The 20,863-nt window shown below is 74.1% G+C and carries 16 protein-coding genes and 1 riboswitch; of the genes, 7 read left to right on the top strand and 9 right to left on the bottom strand.

The genetic code is table 11. The features are described 5' to 3' along the window. The first annotated feature begins 17 nt into the window (after positions 1–17). Positions 18–2,780: a LuxR C-terminal-related transcriptional regulator gene (locus tag GA0070618_RS18085; protein ID WP_088982687.1), complete on the top strand. Its 2,763-nt coding sequence runs from the start codon at positions 18–20 to the stop codon at positions 2,778–2,780. 81 nt (positions 2,781–2,861) lie between these two features. Here the strand turns inward: GA0070618_RS18085 and GA0070618_RS18090 are convergent, their stop codons facing one another. Both GA0070618_RS18090 and GA0070618_RS18095 read right to left on the bottom strand, forming a co-directional pair. Further along, positions 2,862–3,413 carry a DsbA family protein gene (locus GA0070618_RS18090; RefSeq protein ID WP_088982688.1) on the bottom strand — a complete coding sequence of 184 codons (552 nt, stop codon included), beginning with the start codon at positions 3,411–3,413 and terminating at the stop codon, positions 2,862–2,864. 112 nt (positions 3,414–3,525) lie between these two features. Continuing rightward, complete coding sequence (locus GA0070618_RS18095; protein WP_088982689.1) at positions 3,526–4,215, bottom strand: BON domain-containing protein; 690 nt, start codon at positions 4,213–4,215, stop codon at positions 3,526–3,528. A 243-nt stretch (positions 4,216–4,458) separates the two neighbouring features. Between GA0070618_RS18095 and GA0070618_RS18100 the strand changes: the two genes are divergently transcribed. The 3 genes from GA0070618_RS18100 to GA0070618_RS18110 all read left to right on the top strand — a co-directional run bounded on the left by GA0070618_RS18100 (position 4,459) and on the right by GA0070618_RS18110 (position 10,054). Next, entirely contained in the window at positions 4,459–6,303 is a 1,845-nt protein-coding gene (locus tag GA0070618_RS18100; protein ID WP_197701553.1) for a hypothetical protein, read from the top strand. A gap of 221 nt (positions 6,304–6,524) precedes the next feature. Further along, positions 6,525–9,269, top strand: a complete 2,745-nt coding sequence (locus tag GA0070618_RS18105; protein WP_088982690.1) for a cellulose binding domain-containing protein — start codon at positions 6,525–6,527, stop codon at positions 9,267–9,269. Positions 9,270–9,415: 146 nt separating this feature from the next. After that, positions 9,416–10,054, top strand: a complete 639-nt coding sequence (locus GA0070618_RS18110; RefSeq protein WP_088985627.1) for a maleylpyruvate isomerase N-terminal domain-containing protein — start codon at positions 9,416–9,418, stop codon at positions 10,052–10,054. A 69-nt stretch (positions 10,055–10,123) separates the two neighbouring features. On the opposite strand, the gene GA0070618_RS18115 is transcribed toward GA0070618_RS18110, so the two are convergent. Both GA0070618_RS18115 and GA0070618_RS33510 read right to left on the bottom strand, forming a co-directional pair. After that, on the bottom strand, positions 10,124–10,531 hold the full coding sequence (locus GA0070618_RS18115) for a hypothetical protein (RefSeq protein ID WP_088985628.1): 408 nt from the start codon (positions 10,529–10,531) through the stop codon (positions 10,124–10,126). A 227-nt stretch (positions 10,532–10,758) separates the two neighbouring features. Beyond that, on the bottom strand, positions 10,759–10,902 hold the full coding sequence (locus GA0070618_RS33510; protein WP_157748954.1) for a hypothetical protein: 144 nt from the start codon (positions 10,900–10,902) through the stop codon (positions 10,759–10,761). Positions 10,903–11,236: 334 nt separating this feature from the next. On the opposite strand from GA0070618_RS33510, the gene GA0070618_RS18120 reads away from it, so the two are divergent. Beyond that, complete coding sequence (locus GA0070618_RS18120) at positions 11,237–11,608, top strand: STAS domain-containing protein (RefSeq protein WP_088982691.1); 372 nt, start codon at positions 11,237–11,239, stop codon at positions 11,606–11,608. Between the two features lie 183 nt (positions 11,609–11,791). Here the strand turns inward: GA0070618_RS18120 and GA0070618_RS18125 are convergent, their stop codons facing one another. The 5 genes from GA0070618_RS18125 to GA0070618_RS18145 all read right to left on the bottom strand — a co-directional run bounded on the left by GA0070618_RS18125 (position 11,792) and on the right by GA0070618_RS18145 (position 17,976). Next, positions 11,792–12,865, bottom strand: a complete 1,074-nt coding sequence (locus GA0070618_RS18125) for a coiled-coil domain-containing protein (RefSeq protein WP_088982692.1) — start codon at positions 12,863–12,865, stop codon at positions 11,792–11,794. Positions 12,866–12,869: 4 nt separating this feature from the next. Continuing rightward, a riboswitch (cyclic di-AMP (ydaO/yuaA leader) is annotated at positions 12,870–13,001 on the bottom strand. Between the two features lie 153 nt (positions 13,002–13,154). Then, on the bottom strand, positions 13,155–14,069 hold the full coding sequence (locus tag GA0070618_RS18130) for a cation diffusion facilitator family transporter (protein WP_088982693.1): 915 nt from the start codon (positions 14,067–14,069) through the stop codon (positions 13,155–13,157). 205 nt (positions 14,070–14,274) lie between these two features. Beyond that, complete coding sequence (locus tag GA0070618_RS18135; RefSeq protein WP_088982694.1) at positions 14,275–16,392, bottom strand: HelD family protein; 2,118 nt, start codon at positions 16,390–16,392, stop codon at positions 14,275–14,277. A gap of 111 nt (positions 16,393–16,503) precedes the next feature. Next, positions 16,504–17,439, bottom strand: a complete 936-nt coding sequence (locus GA0070618_RS18140) for an alpha/beta fold hydrolase (protein WP_088985629.1) — start codon at positions 17,437–17,439, stop codon at positions 16,504–16,506. A gap of 207 nt (positions 17,440–17,646) precedes the next feature. Continuing rightward, on the bottom strand, positions 17,647–17,976 hold the full coding sequence (locus GA0070618_RS18145) for a hypothetical protein (RefSeq protein WP_088982695.1): 330 nt from the start codon (positions 17,974–17,976) through the stop codon (positions 17,647–17,649). Between the two features lie 452 nt (positions 17,977–18,428). Here GA0070618_RS18145 and GA0070618_RS18150 point away from each other — a divergent pair, with 452 nt between their 5' ends. Both GA0070618_RS18150 and GA0070618_RS18155 read left to right on the top strand, forming a co-directional pair. Continuing rightward, positions 18,429–18,920, top strand: coding sequence for a DUF3145 domain-containing protein (locus GA0070618_RS18150; RefSeq protein WP_088982696.1), 492 nt, complete (start codon positions 18,429–18,431; stop codon positions 18,918–18,920). A gap of 151 nt (positions 18,921–19,071) precedes the next feature. After that, entirely contained in the window at positions 19,072–20,805 is a 1,734-nt protein-coding gene (locus GA0070618_RS18155; protein WP_088982697.1) for a glycoside hydrolase family 3 protein, read from the top strand. Positions 20,806–20,863: the final 58 nt, after the last annotated feature.

The raw sequence follows: 20,863 nt of genomic DNA on the forward strand, positions 1-20,863 counted from the left end.
CACGGGGAGGCCGACAGATGCCGGAGCAGTCGAGCGGGGTGGGTTCGACCGTGCCGCTGCTGGCGTCCCGGCTGGTCGCACCCCCGCCACCGGAGCCGGTGGTGCTCCGCCCCCGGCTGCTGCGCCGGCTCGACGCCGGCACCGACGGGCCGGTCACCCTGGTCCGCGCACCCGCCGGCTGGGGTAAGACCACCCTGCTCGCGGCCTGGGCGCGGGCCGCCGCGTCGACGCCGACCTGGCTCTCCGTCGAAACGGGCGACACTGCGGCGCGGCTCTGGTCGTACCTGGCCGCCGCGCTGGGCGCCACGGACCTGCCGGCCGACCGGCCCGACCACCTCGAACGGCTCGCCGCCGCCGTCGCCGGCCGGGACCGTCCGATCGTCCTCGTCCTGGACGACCTGCACCGGGTGACCGAACCGGCCGCCCTGGACGGGCTGGAGTTCCTGCTCCGGCACGCTGCGCAACGGCTGCGCCTGCTGGTCGCGGCACGCGTCGACCCGGCGCTGCCGCTGCACCGGTGGCGGCTGCGCGGCGAGCTGACCGAGATCGACGCCGACGAGCTGGCCTTCACCACCGACGAGGTCGCCGACCTGCTGACCACGCACGGGGTGGCGGTGCCCCCCGCATCGGTGCCAACACTCCGGGAACGCACCGGCGGCTGGCCGGCCGGGCTGTGCCTGGCCGCGCTGGCCGCCCGGGCCGCCGCCGACCCGGCCACCCTGGTCACCGGATTCAGCGGGGAGCAGCCGGACGTCGCCGGGTACCTCCGTGACGAGGTCCTCGCCGGGTTGCCCGGCGACGACGTCGACCTGTTACGCCGGCTCGCGGTGACCGGGACGGTCTGCGACGACCTGGTCGCCGCGCTGACCGGACCGGGCAGCGGGGAGGGCCGCCTCGCCGACCTCGCCCGGTCCACCGGGTTCCTCCACCCCGAGGGCCTGCGTCCCGGCTGGTACCGCTGCCAACCGCTCCTGGCCGACCTGCTCCGCGCCGACCTGGCCAAGCTTCCCGACGGACAGCTGCGCGAGCTGCACTCCCGGGCCGCCGGCTGGTACGCCGCACAGGGCCAGCCGGCCGACGCGCTGCGGCACGCGCTCGCCGCCGGTGACTGGGACCACGCCACCGAACTGCTGCTCGTCGGATGGCCGGAACTCGTCCCGTACGACCCGGAGCCGGCCGGGCCACCACCAGCGTCCGCGCCGCCGGCCGACCGGATCGACCGGGATCCGGAACTCGCCCTGGCCGTCGCCGTGGACCGAGCCCGGTCCGCCGACCCCTCCGCCGCCGACCACCTGCGCGCCGCGGTCGCCGGTGCCCGCGAGCTGCCCGCGCCGCGCCGGGACCGGCTCCGGTGGCTGGTCGCCGCGCTGGAGGTCGCCCTGGCCCGCCTGGGCGGTGACCCCACCGCGGTACGCGCTGCCGCCGCCCGGCTGCGGACGCTGACCGGCCCGCCGGCCAGCCCCGTCGACGCACCCCGTTCCGGCCTGGTCGGCGTTCCCCGTTCCGGCCTGGTCGGCGCTTCCCGGTCGGGTGACGCTCCCCGTTCCGGCCCGGCCGACGCTTCCCGGTCGGGTGACGCTCCTCGGTCCGGTGCCGGTGACCCCCGGTCCGGTGCCGGTGACCGGGCGGACGGGCACCTGGTCGCCGGCACCGCCGACGCGCTCGCCGACCTGAGCGAGGGGGACCTGCCCGGTGCCGGGACGGCCTTCGACCGGCTGTCCGCTGCGGCCCGGCAGGCGGGACGGACCCGTACCGAACTGCTTTGCCGCAGTCGGGCCGCCCTGGCGGCGGCCTGGCACGGCCGGCTCCGCGAGGCCGAACAGGGTGCCCGGGAGACGCTCGGCGGACCCGTCACCCCGGCCGACCGCAGCCATGCGTACCTGGCCCTGGCGGTGGTGGCGCTGTACCGGGACCGGCCCGGCGAGGCCGAGGCGGACCTGGCGCGCGCCGACGGCCCCGGCTACGACCCGACGGTGGCGGCGGTGGCCGCGTTCTGCCGGGCACAGCTCCGGCGCGACCCGGCCGCCGCCCAGCGCGCGTTGGCCGGGGCCCGCCACCGGTTGGCCGACCGACCCCGCGCCCGCGCGCTGGCCGACCGGCTGCTCGCCGCCGAGGCCGACCACTGCGCCGCGCGCGGCGACCCGGCGACCGCCCGGGACCTGTTGGAGGCCGCCGTCCCGGCGACGGTCAGCCCGGAGCTGGCCGTGGCGCGCGCCCGGGTCGAGGTACACGCCGGTGATCCGGGGGCGGCCCGCCGCGCGCTGCCCCCGTGGGACGCCCCGGACGCCGACCGGTGGCCGGTGCCGGTACGCCTCGACGCCGGTCTGCTCGACGCACTGCTCGCCCGGCAGGCCGGGGACACCCGCCGGGTCGGCCGGGTGGTGGAACAGATGCTGGAACTGGCTGCGGCGGACGGACACCGGCGGGTGCTCACCCGGGCTGTGCCCGGAGTGCGGGACGTGCTCGCCGAGCACCTGGACTCCGGCACCGCGCACTGGGCGTTCGTCACCGACCTGCTCGGCGACGGCGACCCGCCCGGTGCCGGCGAGCCGGTGCGGCACGGCGACGGGCCCGGACGGGGACTGGACGAGCCGCTGACCGAACGGGAACTGACCATCCTGCGATATCTCCAGAGCATCCTGTCCAACGTGGAGATCGCCAGCGAGCTCTCCCTGTCGGTGAACACCGTCAAGACGCACGTCCGCAACATCTATCGGAAGCTCGATGCCAACCGACGCCGCGAGGCGGTGCGCCGGGCCCGCGAACTCCACCTGATCTGAGCGCCGTGGGGTGGTAGCAGGGGACCCCTGCAGTCGGATTATGCGGAGCAGGGGACCCCTGCAGGCACCCAGGCGGACGGCTCAGTCCTCGGTTGCCTGGTCGACGGCGGTGAGCAGGTCCGCGACGGCGTACCCGCCCTCGTGGCAGACGTCGTTGACGAACAGGGCCGGCACGCCGGTCACCCCGCTGTGGATGCCCCCGACGAAGTCCCGCCGGACCCGGTCGGCGTGCATCCGTCGGTCCACCTCGGCGCTCACCTCGTCGGGGGAGACCCCCAACTGCTCGACGCCGACCGTCAGGTGCACCGGGTCGAGCTGGTCCTGGTGCTCGTACAGCCAGTCGTGCATCTCCCAGAACCGGCCGCGCCGGCCGGCCGCCTCGGCGACCTGGGCGGCGCTGTCCGCGTACGGGTGGATGTTGGCGATCGGGAAGTGCCGGTAGACCAGCCGGACCAGGCCGCCCCGCTGACGCAGCACGTCCCGCAGGTTCCGGTAGGCCGCGCCGCAGTGGCGGCACTGGAAGTCGGCGTACTCGACGAGGGTCACCGGGGCGTCCACCGGTCCCCGCACGTGGTCGGCCTCGGTGACCGGCACCCGCAGACGGGCGACGTTGACCTGGAGCGACGTGGTCATTCCGCCGCTCACCTCCTCCCGGTCGGCCCGGCCCGGTGGTCCGCGCCGGCCGGCGCGGCCGACGCGGGCCGGTCACGCCCTCCAGCCTGGTGGCGCTTCGGGTGAGGCCGGGTCACCCCGCCGGGGTGGTTCCCACCACGAGCCGGTTGTGCACCTCGGTCACGCCCGGCGCGGACCAGGCGATCCGCTCCGCCTCCTCCCGCTGCGCCGTGGACCGGACCACCCCGTCCAGGACGACGGTGTCGCCATGCACGTCGACCGAGACCGGGACGGTGTCGGCGACGCCGCCACGCTCCAGCGCCCGGCGGATGCCGGCGGCGACCCCCGGGCCTGGAGGAGTGGTCCGGGGACGTACGGCGATGCCGTTGCTGACTCCCCGTACGCCGGTGAGCTGCCGCACCGCCCGGTCGGCGGCCCGCCGCTGGTACTCCCACTCGACCTGGCCGCGCAGCGTCACCCAGCCGTCGGCGACGGTCACGTCCAGATCCTCCACCGCCACGAACGCGTCCCACTCCAGGGCCCGGACGACGGCGGTGGCGACCTCCTGGTCGGTCCGGCGGGCGGAGGTGGGCAGCCGTACGGCGAGGTCGTTGGCGACCGCCCGGACCCGGGGGACGCGGTGGGCGGCCCGTTCGGCGGCCCACTTCTTGGCGTAGCCGTCCACCCAGCCGGTGAGGGTCACCACGCCCTCGGTGACGGTCACGCCGATCTCGTGCGGCTGGACCCGGGGTTCCCAGGTCAGCTCGTCCAGCACGTCGGCCTGGATGTCCTGGTCGGTACGGATGATCGTCGCGCTGCCCATCGGAAGGCTCCTCCCTGCCGGTGGCGTCCTCGCCCGTCGGCCCACGACGCCGCCGGTGGCGGCCCGCGATGCTGCCGGTGGCGTCCTCGCCTGTCGGCCGCGATGCTGCCCGAGGGAAGGGTGAACCACCCTCACCCGGACCGGAGGAGGCGGTGCCGGGCCGGATGGGACGGGCGTGACAGCCGGGCTGCGGTACGGCACGATCTGGATCGATCGAGTCACAGTCGGCGACGAGGGCGGGCGATGAGCACCGAACGGGAGACGGCCCCCATTCCGGCCCGCGTCCGGGACCGGGTCGGTTGGGCGCTGTGGCGGCTGGCCCGGCACGAGTGGACCCTCGTGGTGCTCGGCTCGTTGCTGCTGGCGGCGGCGCTGACCTGGCCGACGCTGCGGGACCTGACCGGGACGATCCCCCAGGACAGCGGCGACCCGACCCTCCAGGCCTGGCAGATCGCCTGGGGTGGGCACGCCCTGCTGACCGACCCGGCCAACCTCTGGCACTCGAACACCTTCCACCCCGAGCCGTACACCTACGCCTACTCCGACACCCTGCTCGGGTACGCCCCGTTCGGCATGGTCGGGGACGGCCCGGTGGCCGCGGTGGTCCGCTACAACCTGCTCTACGTGCTGGTGCACGCCCTGGCGTTCGTCGGGGCGTACGCGTTGGCCCGGCAGTTGGGGGCGGGGCGGGCCGGGTCGGCGGTGGCCGGGGCGGCGTTCGCGTACGCCCCGTGGAAGCTCGCCCAGGCCGGTCACCTGCACGTGCTCTCCGTGGGCGGGATCGCGCTGTCGCTGGCCATGCTGGCCCGGGGGCACGGCTGGTCGCTGCGGCACGGATACCGCCCGGAACGGGTCCGTCCCGGCTGGGCGGCGGCCGGGTGGCTGGTCGCCGCCTGGCAGATCAGCCTGGGCTTCGGCATCGGCCTGCCCTTCGCGTACGTGCTGGCGCTGGTCTGCCTGGTCGCGGCGGCCGGTTACGCCTGGACCTGGTGGCGGCGGGGCCGGCGACCGTTCCCGCGTGGCCTGCTCCTGGCCGACCTGGCCGGTGGGGTGTTCTTCGCCGGGGTGGCCCTGCTGATGGCCGCCCCCTACTTCGAGGTGGTGGAACGTCACCCGGAGGGGCGACGCACGGTCGAACACATCGAGATGTTCTCCCCGCCGCTGCGCGGTTTCCTGATCGCCCCGCCCGAGAGTTGGCTCTGGGGTGAGCGGCACGCGGCCGCCCGGGAGACCCTCGGCTTCCCCAACGAGATGACCCTGCTGCCCGGGGTGGTGCTGCTCGGACTGGCCTTCTCCGGGCTCTTCCTCTCCGCCTGGCGGCTGCGGCACCGGCTGCTGCTGCTGGCCGGGGTGCTGGCCAGCGGGGCGTTGGCCGCCGGCACCGTGTTCCTCGGCGACGGGGATCCGGGCTACGTCACCCTGGTCGAGCACGCGCCGGGTTGGGACGGCATCCGGACCCCCGGCCGGTTGGTGCTCTGGACCACCCTGCTGCTCGGCATCCTGGCCGCCGGGGCGCTCACCCGCGAACCGTCGGGTCGGGCCGCGCCGGAGGAACCGGCGGAGCCGACCAGCCGGGCCGAACCGGCGGAGCCGACCGGAGGAGACGTGCCCGCCGAGCCGGCCGAGCCCGGTGCGCGTACCAGCGGGCGCTTCGCCCGCTGGGGGCGGCTGGTGCTGGTCGTACCGCTGGCGCTGGTGCTGGCGGAAGGGGTGAACCGGACTCCGCACGTGCCGGCGCCGGAGCAGCCGGCGGCGCTGCGCGGGGTGGACGGGCCGTTGCTGGTGCTACCCAGCGACGGTATCCGCGAGCTGCACGTGATGCTCTGGTCGACCGACGGGTTTCCCCGGATGGTCAACGGCCTGGCCTCGTTCACCCCGGCGAGCCAGGCCGAGATCCGTGCGGCCAGCCTCAGCTTCCCGGACGCGAGCTCGGTCACGTACCTCCGGCAGCGGGGCATCCGGACGGTGGTCGTGCTGCCCGGGTACGCGGTGGGAACTCCGTGGCAGGACGTGGCGGACCGGCCGGTGGACGTACCGGGTGTCCGGCGGGTGCAGGTCGGCGACGGGTTCGTGTACCACCTGGGGTGAACGGACCCGGCTGGGGTGGGATTACTTAGTTGGGAACGTTTCCAAACCGGGGTTCGACCGGTTAGGGTGAGGTCCTTCCTCAGCTGCGGGAGCCAGCGCGCTGGTGGGGGGAGTCGGGCAACTCCCCGGGACCAGTCACCGCCCGGCGGCGGCCGGCAGGCCGGCGCGCCGGGTGCCCCGGAGCCCTGCCCGGGGTGCGTACTCCCCGAGAGGAACCGCTGATGCGGAGAAGTGTCGCCGGCGCGGCCGCGTCCGTGCTGGCAGCCGCGACGGCCGTGCTGGCCGTCCAGGTCACCGTCGCCCCCTCCGGTTCGGCCGCCGCCGCGGCGGCCGAACCCTACTCCTGGAAGAACGTCCGGATCGACGGGGGCGGCTTCGTCCCCGGCATCGTCTTCAACCCCACCGAGAAGAACCTGATCTACGCCCGGACCGACATCGGCGGGGCGTACCGCTGGGAACAGTCCACCCAGTCGTGGACACCGCTGTTGGACTGGGTCGGCAACGACAAATGGGGCTGGAACGGCGTGGTCAGCCTGGCCACCGACCCGGTGCAGACCAACCGGGTCTACGCGGCGGTCGGCATGTACACCAACGACTGGGACCCGAACAACGGGGCGATCCTGCGGTCGACCGACAAGGGAGCCACCTGGCAGGCCACCGAGTTGCCGTTCAAGAACGGCGGCAACATGCCCGGCCGGGGCATGGGGGAGCGGCTCGCCGTCGACCCGAACCGCAACAGCATCGTCTACTACGCCGCCGAGGGCGGCAACGGGCTCTGGCGCAGCACCGACCACGGGGCCACCTGGGCGAAGGTGGCCAACTTTCCGAACGTCGGCAACTACGTCGCCGACCCCAACGACTCCAGCGGCTACCAGAGCCAGAACCAGGGCCTGACCTGGGTCAGCTTCGACAAGAGCACCGGTACGGCCGGCAACCCGACGCAGACCGTCTACGTCGGCGTGGCGGACAAGCAGAACCCGGTCTACCGGAGCACCAACGGCGGGACCACCTGGGAGCGGATCCCCGGCCAGCCCACCGGGTACCTCGCCCACAAGGGGGTGGTCGACCACGTCGGCGGCCACCTCTACATCGCCACCAGCGACACCGGCGGCCCGTACGACGGGGCCAAGGGGGACGTCTGGAAGTTCACCCGGGCCACCGGCGCGTGGACGCAGATCAGCCCGATCCCGTCGAGCAGCACCGACGCGTACTTCGGCTACAGCGGCCTGACCATCGACCGGCAGAAGCCGAACACGCTGATGGTGGCGACGCAGATCTCCTGGTGGCCGGACGCGATCTTCTGGCGCAGCACCGACGGCGGCGCGACCTGGAGCCGGATCTGGGACTGGAGCAGCTACCCGAACCGCACCAAGAAGTACACCATGGACATCAGCTCGGTGCCCTGGCTGGACTTCGGCGCGAACCCGTCCCCGCCCGAGGAGGCCCCGAAGCTGGGCTGGATGAACGAGTCGGTGGAGATCGACCCGCACGACTCCAACCGCTTCCTGTACGGCACCGGCGCGACCATCTACGGCAGCACCGAGCTGACGAAGTGGGACACCGGCGGCACGTTCACCATCAAACCGATGGTCCGGGGGCTGGAGGAGACCAGCGTCCTCGACCTGGTCAGCCCGCCGAGCGGCGCGCCACTGGTCAGCGCCCTCGGTGACGTCGGCGGGTTCCGGCACGACGACCTGACCGCCGTACCGGGGAAAATGTTCACCCAGCCGGTCTTCACCAGCAGCACCAGCCTCGACTTCGCCGAGACGAAACCGGCGGTCATGGTACGGGCCGGCAACTTCACCGACGCCGACCGTCCGGGCGACAGCCACGTCGCCTTCTCCACCGACGGCGGCGCGAACTGGTTCCAGGGCAGCGAGCCGGGCGGGATCAACAGCGGCGGGACGGTCGCCGCCGCCGCCGACGGCAGCCGGTTCGTCTGGGCCCCGGGCGACGCCGGGCAGCAGGTCGTCCACTCGGTCGGCTTCGGGAACTCGTGGACCGCCTCCACCGGCCTTCCGGCGAACGCGGTCGTCGAGTCCGACCGGGTGAACCCGCAGAAGTTCTACGGCTTCAAGGCCGGCACGTTCTACGTCAGCGGCAACGGCGGCGCGAGCTTCACCGCCTCGGCCGCGACCGGGCTGCCCGCCACCGGGAACGTGAAGTTCAAGGCGCTGCCCGGCCGGGAGGGGGATATCTGGCTGGCCGGCGAGGGCGGACTGTGGCGCTCCACCGACTCCGGTGCGACCTTCACCAAACTGGCCAGGGTCAGCACGGCCGGCAACGTCGGCTTCGGCAAGGCCGCTCCCGGGCGGACCTATCCGGCGCTGTACCTGTTCGGCACCGTCGAGGGGCAGCACGGCGTGTTCCGCTCCGACGACACCGGCGCGACCTGGGTGCGGATCAACGACGACCGGCACCAGTACGGCAACGCGGGCGAGGCCCTGACCGGTGACCCGCGCGTGTACGGCCGGGTCTACCTCGGCACCAACGGTCGGGGCATCCTGGTCGCCGACCGGCTGGGCACCGACCCGACCACCCCGCCACCCACCAGCACCCCGCCGCCGACGACGCCTCCGCCCACGACCCCGCCGCCGACGACGCCTCCCCCCACCACGCCTCCCCCCACCACGCCTCCGCCGACCACCCCGCCGCCGGGCACCGGCTGCGCGGCGACGTACCGGGTGACCGGCTCCTGGCAGGGCGGCTTCCAGGGCGAGGTGACCGTCCGCAACGCCGGCACCACGTCGATCTCCGGCTGGACGGTGGGCTGGACGTTCCCGAACGGTCAACAGATCAGCCAGATCTGGGGCGGCCAGCACACCCAGAACGGCTCCTCGGTCTCCGTCCGGGACGCCGGCTACAACGGCGCGCTCGGTGCCGGAGCCAGCACCGGATTCGGCTTCCTCGCGAGTTGGACGGGGACGAACGGGGTGCCCGCGACACTCACCTGCGTCGCCCGCTGAGCCGACCGACGCGACCGGTCCGGCTGAACCTGGAACGACCCGGCCGGTCCGCTCGGTCCGGCCCGACCCGGACGGCCCCGGCACGTGCCGGGGCCGTCCGCCGTCCGCCGGTACGATCAAGCGTCGGACCACGGAGGGGTGTGTCGATGAACCAGACCAGGACGGCGTACCTGACCGCGGCCCGCTCGGCGGTGGCCCTGATCGCCGAACCGGTGGTCGCCCGGCGCTGGGCCGAACCGAGCGCGCTCGACGGGCTCCGGGTGGGTGGGCTCGCGGCGCACCTCGGCGCGCAGATCCTCCGGGTTCCGACGGTGCTCGACCTGCCCGTCCCGCCGGGGGAGCCGCTCGACCTGCTGACCCACTTCGGCCGGGTGCCGTGGATCCACGCCGGGCCGGACGCGGAGGCCAATGTGGCCGTCCGGCGGATCGGGGCGACGGCGGCCGAGGCCGGGCCGGACGCGCTGCTGGCACAGGTCACGGCGACCCTGGACGAGGTGGCCCCGGCCGTGGCCGACGCCCCGGCCGACCGGGTGGTGGCCGTGCCGCCGGGCGGGTGGGGCCTGACCCTCGACGACTACCTGGTCACCCGGCTGCTGGAGATCGCCGTGCACTCCGACGACCTGGCGGTCAGCGTCGGAATCGACCCGCCCGAACTGCCCGCCGAGGTGATCGACCCGGTGCTCGGCCTGCTCACCCGGCTCGCCGTCCGGCGACACGGCCAGCCGGCGGTGCTGCGGGCCCTGTCCCGGGCGGAGCGGGCCCCGGCCGACATCACCGCCATCTGAGTTCGTCGCAACCGCGCGAACCCCTGGTCACCAGCACGGTGGCCAGGGGTTCGTCGGGTCGGGCCGGGCTCAGGTGTCCAGGCTGGCCGGCGAGTTGGGGCGGTCGACGTCGACGAACTCGATGTCCTCCGCCTCCCGGTCGCCCCGGGCGGCGACGGCACGTGCCGCCGATCCGGCCGCCCAGCCGATCGCCGCCCCGGCCAGGGCTGCGCCGACGAGCAGTGCCCAGGGCAGCGCGGGCCGGCGGCCGGCGAGCGCGTCGAAGGCGCGCACGGCCCGGCGACGGGCCTCCTCGGCAGCGGTGCCGACCAGGTCGCCCGCGTCGTCGGCGAAGGTGAGCCCGTTCCGCCGGGCGGAACGGGCGGTGTCGCGCACGCTGTCACCGGCCGAGTTGACCGCGGACGTCAGGTGTCGCCACGCCTGGTCCGCGATCCGCTCGGGCCTGCTGCGGCGTTCCAGCAGAGTGGATCCGATCATCCTGGTTACCTCCTCGGGGTACCGGCGGTCACGGCGGACCACGGCGTCGGGCCGGCGCGTCGGCGTCCACCCGTCGGTCAGTCGCCCGTCCGGGTGGACGGCCCGGTCGGGCCAACGCGGGATACCACGTGCCCCGTCCGGCGTCCGGACAAACCCGTCCGGTGATGTCGATCACCGAGGGTCATCGGTGTCCCCCGGATCCGGGCGGCCGGACAGGGCGCTCCGGATCAGCGCAGCGTCACCACCGCGACGCCGCGGGCGAAGTCGTCGTCGTCATCGTCATCGTCGTCGCCTGCCCCGCCGAAGCCGCAGGCCAGCACGAGGGCGAGCAGGGCGCCGACGCCCGCCAGTCCGAGCAGTCTCTTGATCATCTATGGCTCCTTGGTCGATGCCGGTTCCTCCGGTGGGGCTGATGCTAGGCAGGCCGGTCAATGGCTGGTGGGAGGTGGACCGTACCGTCCAGGCGCGCCCGGACGGACGGATGCGCACCGCCCCGGAAAGCGACCGCTAACCTGGGTGCTGGTGCGCGGAACCCGGGATCGGGTGTTCGGGGAGGGAAGGAGCGTCGGAAATGGGCGACTTGTCGCTCCTGATCCGTGAATTGCTCATCCCCGGGGGTGGCGACCGAGGCTGTCGGAGGAATACTCTCGGTCGCGGCCCGCGTACTGATGAGGCGCCCGGACACGGGCGAGTGGAGGTGCTCGCGTGAGCCTGTCGATTGTCCAGTCGGTCCTGCCCGGTGGCGTCCTGGAGATCGCCCCGCGTGGTGAGATCGACGTCGACACCGCGTACGAGGTACGCGAAGCCGTCGTCGAGGTGCTCGCCAAGAGCCGCCCGGCGCGGATCGAACTCAACATGAGGTTGGTGACCTTCATCGACTCGGTCGGGATCAGCGCGATGGTCGCCGGCTTCCAGACCGCCGAGGTGAGCGGCGTCAAGCTGGTCGTCACCGAGCCCAGCCGGTTCGTCCACCGGCAGCTCTGGGTGACCGGCCTGCTCGGCCTCTTCGGCGCGCCGGAGCCGTACTTCGCCGGCGCCACCGCCGCACCCGAGCCCGAGGTGCTGCCCGGCGCCTGACCGGTGCGCGCCGCCCTCGTCGGGGCGGCTCAGGCGCACGACACGCCGAGCCGGGTGCAGCGCACGCAGCCACGTGTCGTCGCCGGTTCCTCTTACCGTGGCCCGGGTTCCCCGTGACTGCCCCACGCCGACAAAGCGGACGGCCCGCCACCCCTTCCGGGGTGACGGGCCGCGCCGGGTGACTCAGTAGACCGACAGGTGGACGTGGTTGGTGTGGTCGCTGGACGGGTCGCCGCCCGCTCCGCTGTACGACTTCCACCCGCTGCTGGGCAGCCAGATCTGCCGGTACCAGATGACGTAGAGGACGCCGAGCCGGCTGGCGTTGTTCTTGAAGTACGCCGCCAGGTTGTCGCCGTACGTCTTGTCGCCGCCGGTGGCGTCGCCGCCGAAACCGTTCTTCTGCGCGGCGAAGTCGCAGGCCCGGCCCTTGGGGTGCTCTCCGGAGCCGCCGGGGCGGTAGCAGGAGACGTACCGGGTGAAGCCGGCGGCCTTGGCCTGGTTGAGCGCGTGCAGCGTACGCGGGGTGATGCAGCCGTCGGCGGGTGTCGGGTCGTTGACGCTGCACGACTCGGGCGGCCAGGAGCCGTCGGGGTTGCGCGGCGCCGGCTTCGCCGTGGCGGACCGGGTCGAGTTGCTGCCGCCGCTGGGGGTGCTGGCCGCCGCCTTCCGGTTGGCGACCACCAGTGCCTGCTCGGCCTGCTGCTTGCGCTTCTCCATCACCGCGACCTGCTTGCGCTGCTCGGTGATCTCCCGGTTCAGCGCCGCCTTGGCCTGGTTGGCCTGCTCCCGGGTGCTGAGCAGGCCCCGCAGTTCGCGGTCCTCGTTGGCGGCCACCGCGTCCAGCGCGGCGACTCGGTCCATGAAGCTGTCGGGTGAGTCGCTGGTCAGCAACGCCGAGGCCGGCCCGAGCCGGCCGGTCCGGTACGCCAGCCCGGCGATCACGCCGACCTTCTGGTCGCGGACCGCCAGGTCCTTCTCGATGGTGGCCAGCTGTTCGTTGATCTTCTGTTGACGGGTGACCGACTTCGCGAGCGCGTCCTTCGCGTCGAGCCACCCCTTGCTGGCCGCCTCCAGTTGGGCGCGCAGTGCCGGGGTGCCGCCCTCGGGGTCGTCCCCGGGTGCCCTGGCCGTCAGTGGAGGTGCCGCCGCGGCGGGGGCCACGACGGCCGGCGTGGCCGCGACGCCGAGGGCGACTGTCGCGGCGATCAGTGCCGCCATCCGGGCGGCGGTACGTCGTACGGGTGCCACTACTGGCATGCACATGTCCTTCCGTCAGCCGCCGACCGGGTTAGCTGACGGGTTCGGGACGGAAGATCCCTACCGCTCACGCGGATGCACCCCAAGAACATGGTTCCCCGGCTCGCCGTCACCGGCGATTAGGCGGCGGTCACCGCAGGCGCCGGAGGGCGCCGCCCGGCGGTGACCGGGTCCGAGACTACCGAAGCCGCTATCCCAGGGGCAGCGTTGGCCACACCACTCCCGCGAGATGACATCGGCATAACTGGCATAGCGGGACAATACACTTCCAGATTTAAGTCTGTCCTAATTACCACTCGACCCGGCCGCAGACACCCGGCGATTCGCCGGGTTCGACCTGGAGTGTGGCGTGGTCGATGTGGAAGTCCTCGTGCAACGCGGTCCGTGCGGCGGCGAGCACGCTGCCGACCTCGACCGCCGGGTCGGTGGTCAGGTGGGCCGAGGCCACCTCCATCCCCGAGGTGAGCGTCCAGAGGTGCAGGTCGTGCACCTCGACCACGCCCGGGACGGCGCTCAGCCGGTCGCGTACCGCGCTGACCTGGAGGTGCTCCGGCGCGGCCTGGACCAGGATGCGCAGCGCCGCCCGGCCCAGCCGCCAGGTCCGCGGCAGGATGAAGACCCCGATCGCCACCGCGACCAGAGGGTCGGCCCACCACCAGTCGGTGAGCGCGATGACCACCGCGGCGGTGATCACGCCGACGGAGCCGAGCAGGTCGGCCACCACCTCCAGGTACGCCCCGCGCAGGTTGATGCTCTCCTTCGCGCCCTCGCGCAGCAGCGCGAAGGCGACCAGGTTCGCCAGCAGGCCGAGCGTCGCCACCACCAGCATCGGCCCGGTGGTCACCTCCGGCGGGTCGCCGAAGCGGCGGACCGCCTCGACGAGCACGTAGACCGCTACCCCGGAGAGCAGGACCGCGTTGGCCAGGGCGGCGAGCACCTCCAGCCGGTAGAGGCCGAAGGTGCGCTGCGGATCCCGGCCGGCCCGCCGGGCGGCGGTGATCGCGGCCAGCGCCATGCCGATGCCGAGCACGTCGGTGAACATGTGGCCGGCGTCGGAGAGCAGGGCCAGCGACCCGGTCCCGAGCGCGGTCACCGCCTCGACCACCATCAGGGTGGCGAGCAGGCCGAACGCGGCCCAGAGTCGGCCGGTGTGCCGTTGTGCGGCGTGCGCTATCCCGCCGTGGTGGTCATGACCTGCGCCCACGCCCTCACCCTCCGTTCCCCGTTCGGTCCGGACCCAATGTATGTTCACATCGCTATGTATGCAAGTAACTGCCGGCAAGGCGCCCGGAAATGCGGAAGCAGGCGTGGTAGCAGGGGTCCCTTGTTACTCATTCATGAGTAACAAGGGACCCCTGCTACCAGCGCGACGCCTCGGGAGGCGGCCGGCCGGGGTGGGACAGGGCGGGTCAGTCGACCGGATCGATGGTGGTGAGCCGCTGGGTGGCCCGGGAGAGCGCCACGTAGAGGGTGCGCACGCCCGAACCCGGGTCGGCGCGGATCTCGCTCGGGGCGACCAGCGCCACCCCGTCGTACTCCATGCCCTTGGCCTGGAGGCTGGTCACCACCTGGAGGCGCGGCGAGTCCAGGTGGGCCAGCCAGCCGGCCACCTCGTCCCGGCGGGGCACCGGCGTGATCACGCCCACCGTGCCGGCCACCTCCGCCAGCAGCGAGGCGACCGCCTCGGCCGTGCGCGTTGCGAGCTGCTCCGCCGGCACGGTCAGCGCCACCGGGTGCACGCCGGTGGACCGGACCGCCGTCGGCAGCGGCAGGTCCGGGTGGACGGTACGGATCTCCGCCGCCGCCACCGCGAAGATCTCCGCCGAGTTGCGGTAGTTCGTGGTCAGGGTGAACTCGTGCCGCCGGCGCCGGCCGAGCGCCTGGTCGCGGGCCCGGGCCAGCTCCGCCGGGTCGCCGGTCCAGGCGGTCTGCGCCGGGTCGCCGACCACGGTCCAGGACGCGAGCCGACCCCGCCGGCCGAGCATCCGCCACTGCATCGGTGACACGTCCTGCGCCTCGTCGACCACCACGTGCGCGTAGTCGCGGTAGTCGGCCGGACGCTCCCGGGCCGCCGCCCGCTGGGCGCGCTGCCGGTCGGCGAAGGTGCTCAGCTCCCGGACCCCGCCGGCGAGCTGGAACGGGTCGCGCCGGCGACGGGCGGGCTTCATCGGTTGGCCGAGCAGCGCGTCCAGCTCGTCGAGGAGCGCGATGTCGGCGATGGTCAGCCCGTCTCGGTCCAGCGTCCGCCAGGCCGCCGTCAGCGCGCGGATCTCCGCGCCGGAGAGGATCCCCCCGGCGTACGACCGCAGCCGCTCCGGGCGGGCCAACCAGCCGAGCACGTGGCGCGGGTGCAGGCGCGGCCACCATGCCTTGAGGAACTCGCGGAACTCCGTCCGGTCGGCCAGCTCGTCCTCGAAGACCCGCTGCTCAGGCAGGCCGGGTACGCCGATCCGGCGGGCCTGCGCCCAGAGCGCGGCGAAGATCCCGTCGAAGCCGGCCCGGCGCACCTCGTTGCGGCGGGCGCCCCGGGGCAGCGCCCGGGTACGGATCGCGTCCAGCTCGGGACGGGCCAGCCGGAGCAACTGCCCCCGGTAGAGCAGGCGCAGCTCCTGCGGGCCGTCCGGGACGGCGTCCCGGGCCGCGCGTTCCAGCACGCGGCGCATCCGCAGCGAGCCCTTGACCGCCGCCACCTCCGGCGGGTCCGTGCGGGTGGCGGACATGCCGGGGAAGAGGGAGCCGAGGGAGTGCAGGGTGGCGGTTTCCTCCCCGAGGGACGGCAGCACCGAGGCGATGTACTCGACGAAGACCGTCGACGGGCCGACCACCAGGATGCCGCCGCCGGCGTACCGGCTGCGGTCGGAGTAGAGCAGGTACGCCGCGCGGTGCAGGGCCACCGCCGTCTTGCCGGTGCCCGGTCCGCCAGAGACCACCGTCACGCCCGAGCCGGGGGAGCGGATCGCCTCGTCCTGCTCCCGCTGGATGGTGGCGACGATGTCCCGCATGCCGCGCCCGGTGGCCCGGGAGAGGGTGGCCAGCAGCGCGCCGTCGCCGACCACCGGCATCTCCGGCGGGGCCGAGGCCGGGTCGAGCAGGTCGTCCTCGATCCGGGTGACCCGCTCGGCGGAGGAGCCGATGGTGCGGCGGCGCACCACGCCCAGCGGCTGCGCCGGGGTGGCCTGGTAGAACGCCGCCGCGGCCGGGGCCCGCCAGTCCACCACCAGGGTCTCGGCGTCCTCGCCGCGCACCCCGAGCCGCCCCACGTGCAGCACCGAGCGGTCCCGCAGGTCGAGCCGGCCGAAGACCAGCCCCTCGTGCTCGGCGTCGAGCAGGTGCCGCCGCTGGGCGGCGTGGAAGACCATCGCGTCCCGCTCGACAAGCGCCCCGAAGTTGCCCACCTTGGCGAGCCGGTAGCCCTCGCGTTCGGCCCGGGCGGCCGACCGCCGCAGCTCGGCCAGCCGGGCGTACACCCGGTCGAGATGCCGCTGCTCGGCGGCCATCTCCTGCTCGAGGGTGCTCTGGTCGGTCACGCACGGGCTCCTGTGCTGGCGGCGGGCGGCGCGGACCCGCGCCAATCTGACCCGGCCGAGGGTACGGGCAGCAGCTCGACCGACGGTCGGGCCATCCCGATCCCGACGTGATTAGTCCCGTTGTAACCTTTTGGAAGAAGTGGCGTCACGTGTGGCCAGCGCCTGCCGGAGCACGGTCACGATCGCGGCGGTGACCTCGTCCGGGCGCTCCATCATCAGCATGTGGCCGGCACCGGGGCAGACGGTCAGCTCGGTGGTCGGCAGTACCTGCGCGATCGACTCCGCGCACGGCGGCGGGGTGAGCCGGTCCCGGTCGCCGACCAGCGCCGCCGCCGGCACGTCCCCCAGCTCGGCGAGGGTGTCCAGGCGGTGCTGCGTGCCGATCGAGGCCCGGAAGCCGCCGATCGAGCGGAGCGAGGCGTGGGCCACCGCCGAGGTGACCAGCCGGATGTCCGTCGGGTCGCACCGGTCGCCGAAGAGCAGCCAGCGCAGGGACGGCCGTAGGGCGCGCAGCAGGGCGCGCGGTGGTCGCCACGCGCCGCACCGGGCCAGCACCCCGGCCCCGGTGGTCTCGGCCAGCCGGATCAGCCGGGCGATCCGGGGCGAGAGACCGTACGCGGTGTGGGTGTGCCCCTCGGCGGTGGTGGCCACGAAGACCAGGCCGGCGGTACGGGCGGCGAAGTGCGCGGGATGGCGGTGCGCGTACTCCATGACGGTCATCCCGCCCATGGAGTGCCCGACCAGCACCACCGGCCCGGTCGGCGCGACCTCGTCCAGCACGGCCACCAGGTCGTCGCCGAGCTGCGCCAGGGTCGCCGTGCGCAGCGCCATGCAGCTCGACCGGCCGTGCCCCCGGGCGTCGTAGGTGACCAGCCGCACCCGGTCGCCGAGCTGCTCGCCGATGCCGGCGAGCTGCCGGTGCCAACTGCGCCCGTCCAGCGTCCAGCCGTGCACCAGGACGGCGGTGACCTCGGCGTCGACCGGCCCGGTCGTCTCCCCGTGCAGCCGGACGCCGTCCGGCAGCCGCACCTCGAATCCCTCCGGCATCGCCACCTCCCCTGCGCCCGGACCGACGGGGGTACCCGGCGGTAACCAACGGCTACCCGCCATGGCACCACGCGAATCGTCCGACGGAAAGATTCGCCGCCCCGGGTTCGCGCCCCGGGAGAAATCTACCGATGCGAATGCCGCTCACGACAGAGCCGCCCGCCGGAAGATCCGGCGGGCGGCTCGGGGTGTCGCGTACGGGGCGGCTCAGGCCTCGAAGACGCCGGCCTCGACCAGGCGCTTCTCGGTGGCGTCCCAGCCGTCACCCGGGTGGGTGGCGTTCAGGTTGTTGATCTCCGCCCGGATCTTGGCGGCGTGGCCGGCGGCGGCCAGCACCCGGATCTCCTCGACGAAGGCCTCGGAGTCGGTGCGCAGGTGCGCGGTCTTGCCGTTGGTCAGGTTCCGCACGTAGGCGTGCTTGCCGCCGTTGAGCGGGATGAGGTACTTGAACTCGCCCAGCACGCTGAGGGCGCCACCCTGGCCAGCCTGGCCGGCCCGGACTGACGCGCGCGCGGTCTTAGAGGTGTTGCTCGCCACGGAGGTACTCCTTGCAAGACGTACGGGAGGACGGAACGTCCGGGGGCGGTGCGGACGACCCCCGGGGAGGAGGCGAGCCCGCGGTCACCTGCGGCGACGAAGCCACGAGGTGATGCACGGCGGCACAGACCGCCGAGTGAACTGTACACGACCGCGCCATCCGGTTCGGCCGGTGTGCCCTGCCGACCGGCTGGTCGTGGCCTGTCGCGCGACGGCGTCGTCGCCGTCACGCCGGTGGGCGGGGCGACCGGGTCGCCGCCGCCCGTGCTGTCGACGGGAGGCTGTCCCGCCGTCGCAGAGCGCAACGGCGGGCACGCGCCCCGCTATTCCGGTGGCGAATTTTCCGATTCCCTGGCGCACCATCCGCCACACGAGTCATCATGTGTGTCCTGGTACCACTTGGTGATCGAGGTCGTAGGGGAAGACGCACCTCGCTCTCCGGGAGGTCCACCGTGCCTACGCGTGGCGTCGTATACGTCCACTCGACCCCGCTCGCCGTGTGCCCACACGTCGAGTGGGCGATCGCGCGCGTCCTCGCCGCGCCGGTCAATCTCCAGTGGACGGCCCAACCCGTCGATCCCGGCGCCCGCCGGGCCGAGTGCGGGTGGACCGGCCGTCCCGGTACGGGCGCCGAGCTGGCCGCTGCCCTCCGGCAGTGGCCCATGATCCGTTACGAGGTGACCGAGGAGCCCAGCCCCGGGGCCGACGGCGAACGTTTCATGTACGTGCCCGGACGGGGACTGTTCCGGGCCACGGTCGGCGCGGCCGGGGACATCCAGCTCGGCGAGGACCGGCTGCGCAGCATCATGGCCGCCGCCCGGGGGCCGGAGGCGCTCGCCCACGCCCTGGACAAGGCCCTGGGCAGCGCGTGGGACGCCGAGCTGGAGCCGTACCGCTACGCCGGTGACGGTGCGCCGGTGACCCTGCTCACCCGGGTCGGCTGACCGCCCCCCGCCCGCGCCCACCCCGTTTCCGGGCCGGGATCGTCCCCCGGCCCGGTGACCGGCGCGGACTCCCCGCCCCGACCCAGGCGTCGGTGGGGTAGGTACGGGGGGAGTGGGGCGGATTTGGTGGGTGCGGAGGGAGTTTGATGGGATGGGGCGCGTGCCGAGTCTCCTCCGACGCGTCGGCGTCGCGTCCGTCCTGCTGGCCGTCCTGACCGCCGCCGGGTGCACGGGCTCGTCGGAGCGTCCCGTCACCCCGACGCCCTCGGACGCCGCGACCGCGCCCCCGTCGGCCGCCCCGGCGCCGGGCGGCGACCCGGCTGCCCGGGCCGCCGCGCTGGTGGCCACGCTCGGCGACGAGGACCTGGTCGGGCAGGTGCTCATGCCGTACGCCTACGGCAGCTCGGCCACCGACGTCTCCGCCGGGTCGGCGCAGGGCAACAAGGCGCTGGCCGGGGTCGCCACGCCGGCCGAGATGATCGCGAAGTACCGGCTCGGCGGGCTGATCCTGGTCGGCTTCTCCGCCGACGACCCGACCTCGGGCAACCAGGAGACCACCAACGTCGACAACCCGAAGCAGGTCCACGGGCTGACCACCGGACTGCGCGCCGCCGCCGGCAAGCTCAAGGCCGGAACGGCCCCCTTCCTGATCGGCACCGACCAGGAGTACGGCGTGGTCACCCGGATCACCGACGGGGTGACCCAGCTGCCCAGCGCCCTCGCCGCCGGGGCGGCCGACGACCCGGCGCTCACCGAGGCCGCCTGGCGGGCCGCCGGCACCGAACTCGCCGCCATGGGGATCAACCTCGACTTCGCCCCGGTCGCCGACGTGCTCGCCACCCGCAGCACGGTGATCGGCTCCCGCTCCTTCGGGGCCGACCCGAAGCGGGTCGCCGCCCAGGTCGGCGGGGCGGTCCGGGGACTACAGGGCGCGGGCGTGGCCGCCACCCTCAAGCACTTCCCCGGGCACGGGCACAGCTCCGCCGACTCGCACGCCGAGCTGCCGGTGCTCACTCAGTCCCGCAAGGTCCTCGACACCGGGGCGCTGCCGCCGTTCACCGCCGGCTTCGACGCGGGCGCCTGGGCGGTCATGTCCGCCCACCTCGACGTCCGGGCCGTCGACCCGGGCACCCCGGGCACCTTCTCCCGCAAGCTCCTCACCGACGTGCTCCGGGGCCAGCTCGGGTTCCAGGGCGTGGTGATCACCGACGGCATGAACATGGCCCCGGCGAAGCGCTACCCGCCGGGCGAGGCGGCGGTGCGGGCGCTCAACGCCGGCAACGACCTGATCCTCATGCCGCCGAACGTGACCCAGGCCTACGACGGGCTGCTCGCCGCGCTGCGGGACGGCTCGCTGCCCCGTACCCGGCTGGTCGAGGCGGTCACCCGGGTGCTGACCCTGAAGTTCCGGCTGGCCGACCGGCCCACCCCGGACATGTCCACGCTGGCCGACGACGTCCACGACCGGGCGGCGAAGGACCTGGCCGCCGCCGCGGTGACCGTGCTGCGCGGCTCGTGTGCCGCCGCCAAGGTCACCGGGCCGGTCACCGTCACCGCCTCCGGCGGGCGGGAGCGGACCCGCGCCGCGCTGACCGAGGAGCTGACCGCCGCCGGGGTGCGGGTCGTGCCCAGCGGCGGCACCGTGGTGCACCTGGTCGGCTACGGCGACGGCACCGCCGACCTGCGCGCCGGCGCCGACGTGACGGTCGCCATGGACACCCCGTACGTGCTGGCGAAGGCGACCTCGCCGACGCTGCTGGCCACCTGGTCGTCGAGCCGTGCGTCGATGGCCGGGCTGGCCGCCGTACTGGCCGGCAAGGCCCGCCCGACCGGGCGTACCCCGGTGCCGGTGACCGGCCTGGACGCCCCGACCTGCTCCCGCTGACCTGCCTGCCGAACTCGGGTGGGAGGTGCGCGCGCACTCGGCCCGACGACCCGGTTCC

The sequence above is a fragment of the Micromonospora echinospora genome (assembly GCF_900091495.1).
GTDB classification, from domain to species: Bacteria; Actinomycetota; Actinomycetes; order Mycobacteriales; family Micromonosporaceae; genus Micromonospora; species Micromonospora echinospora.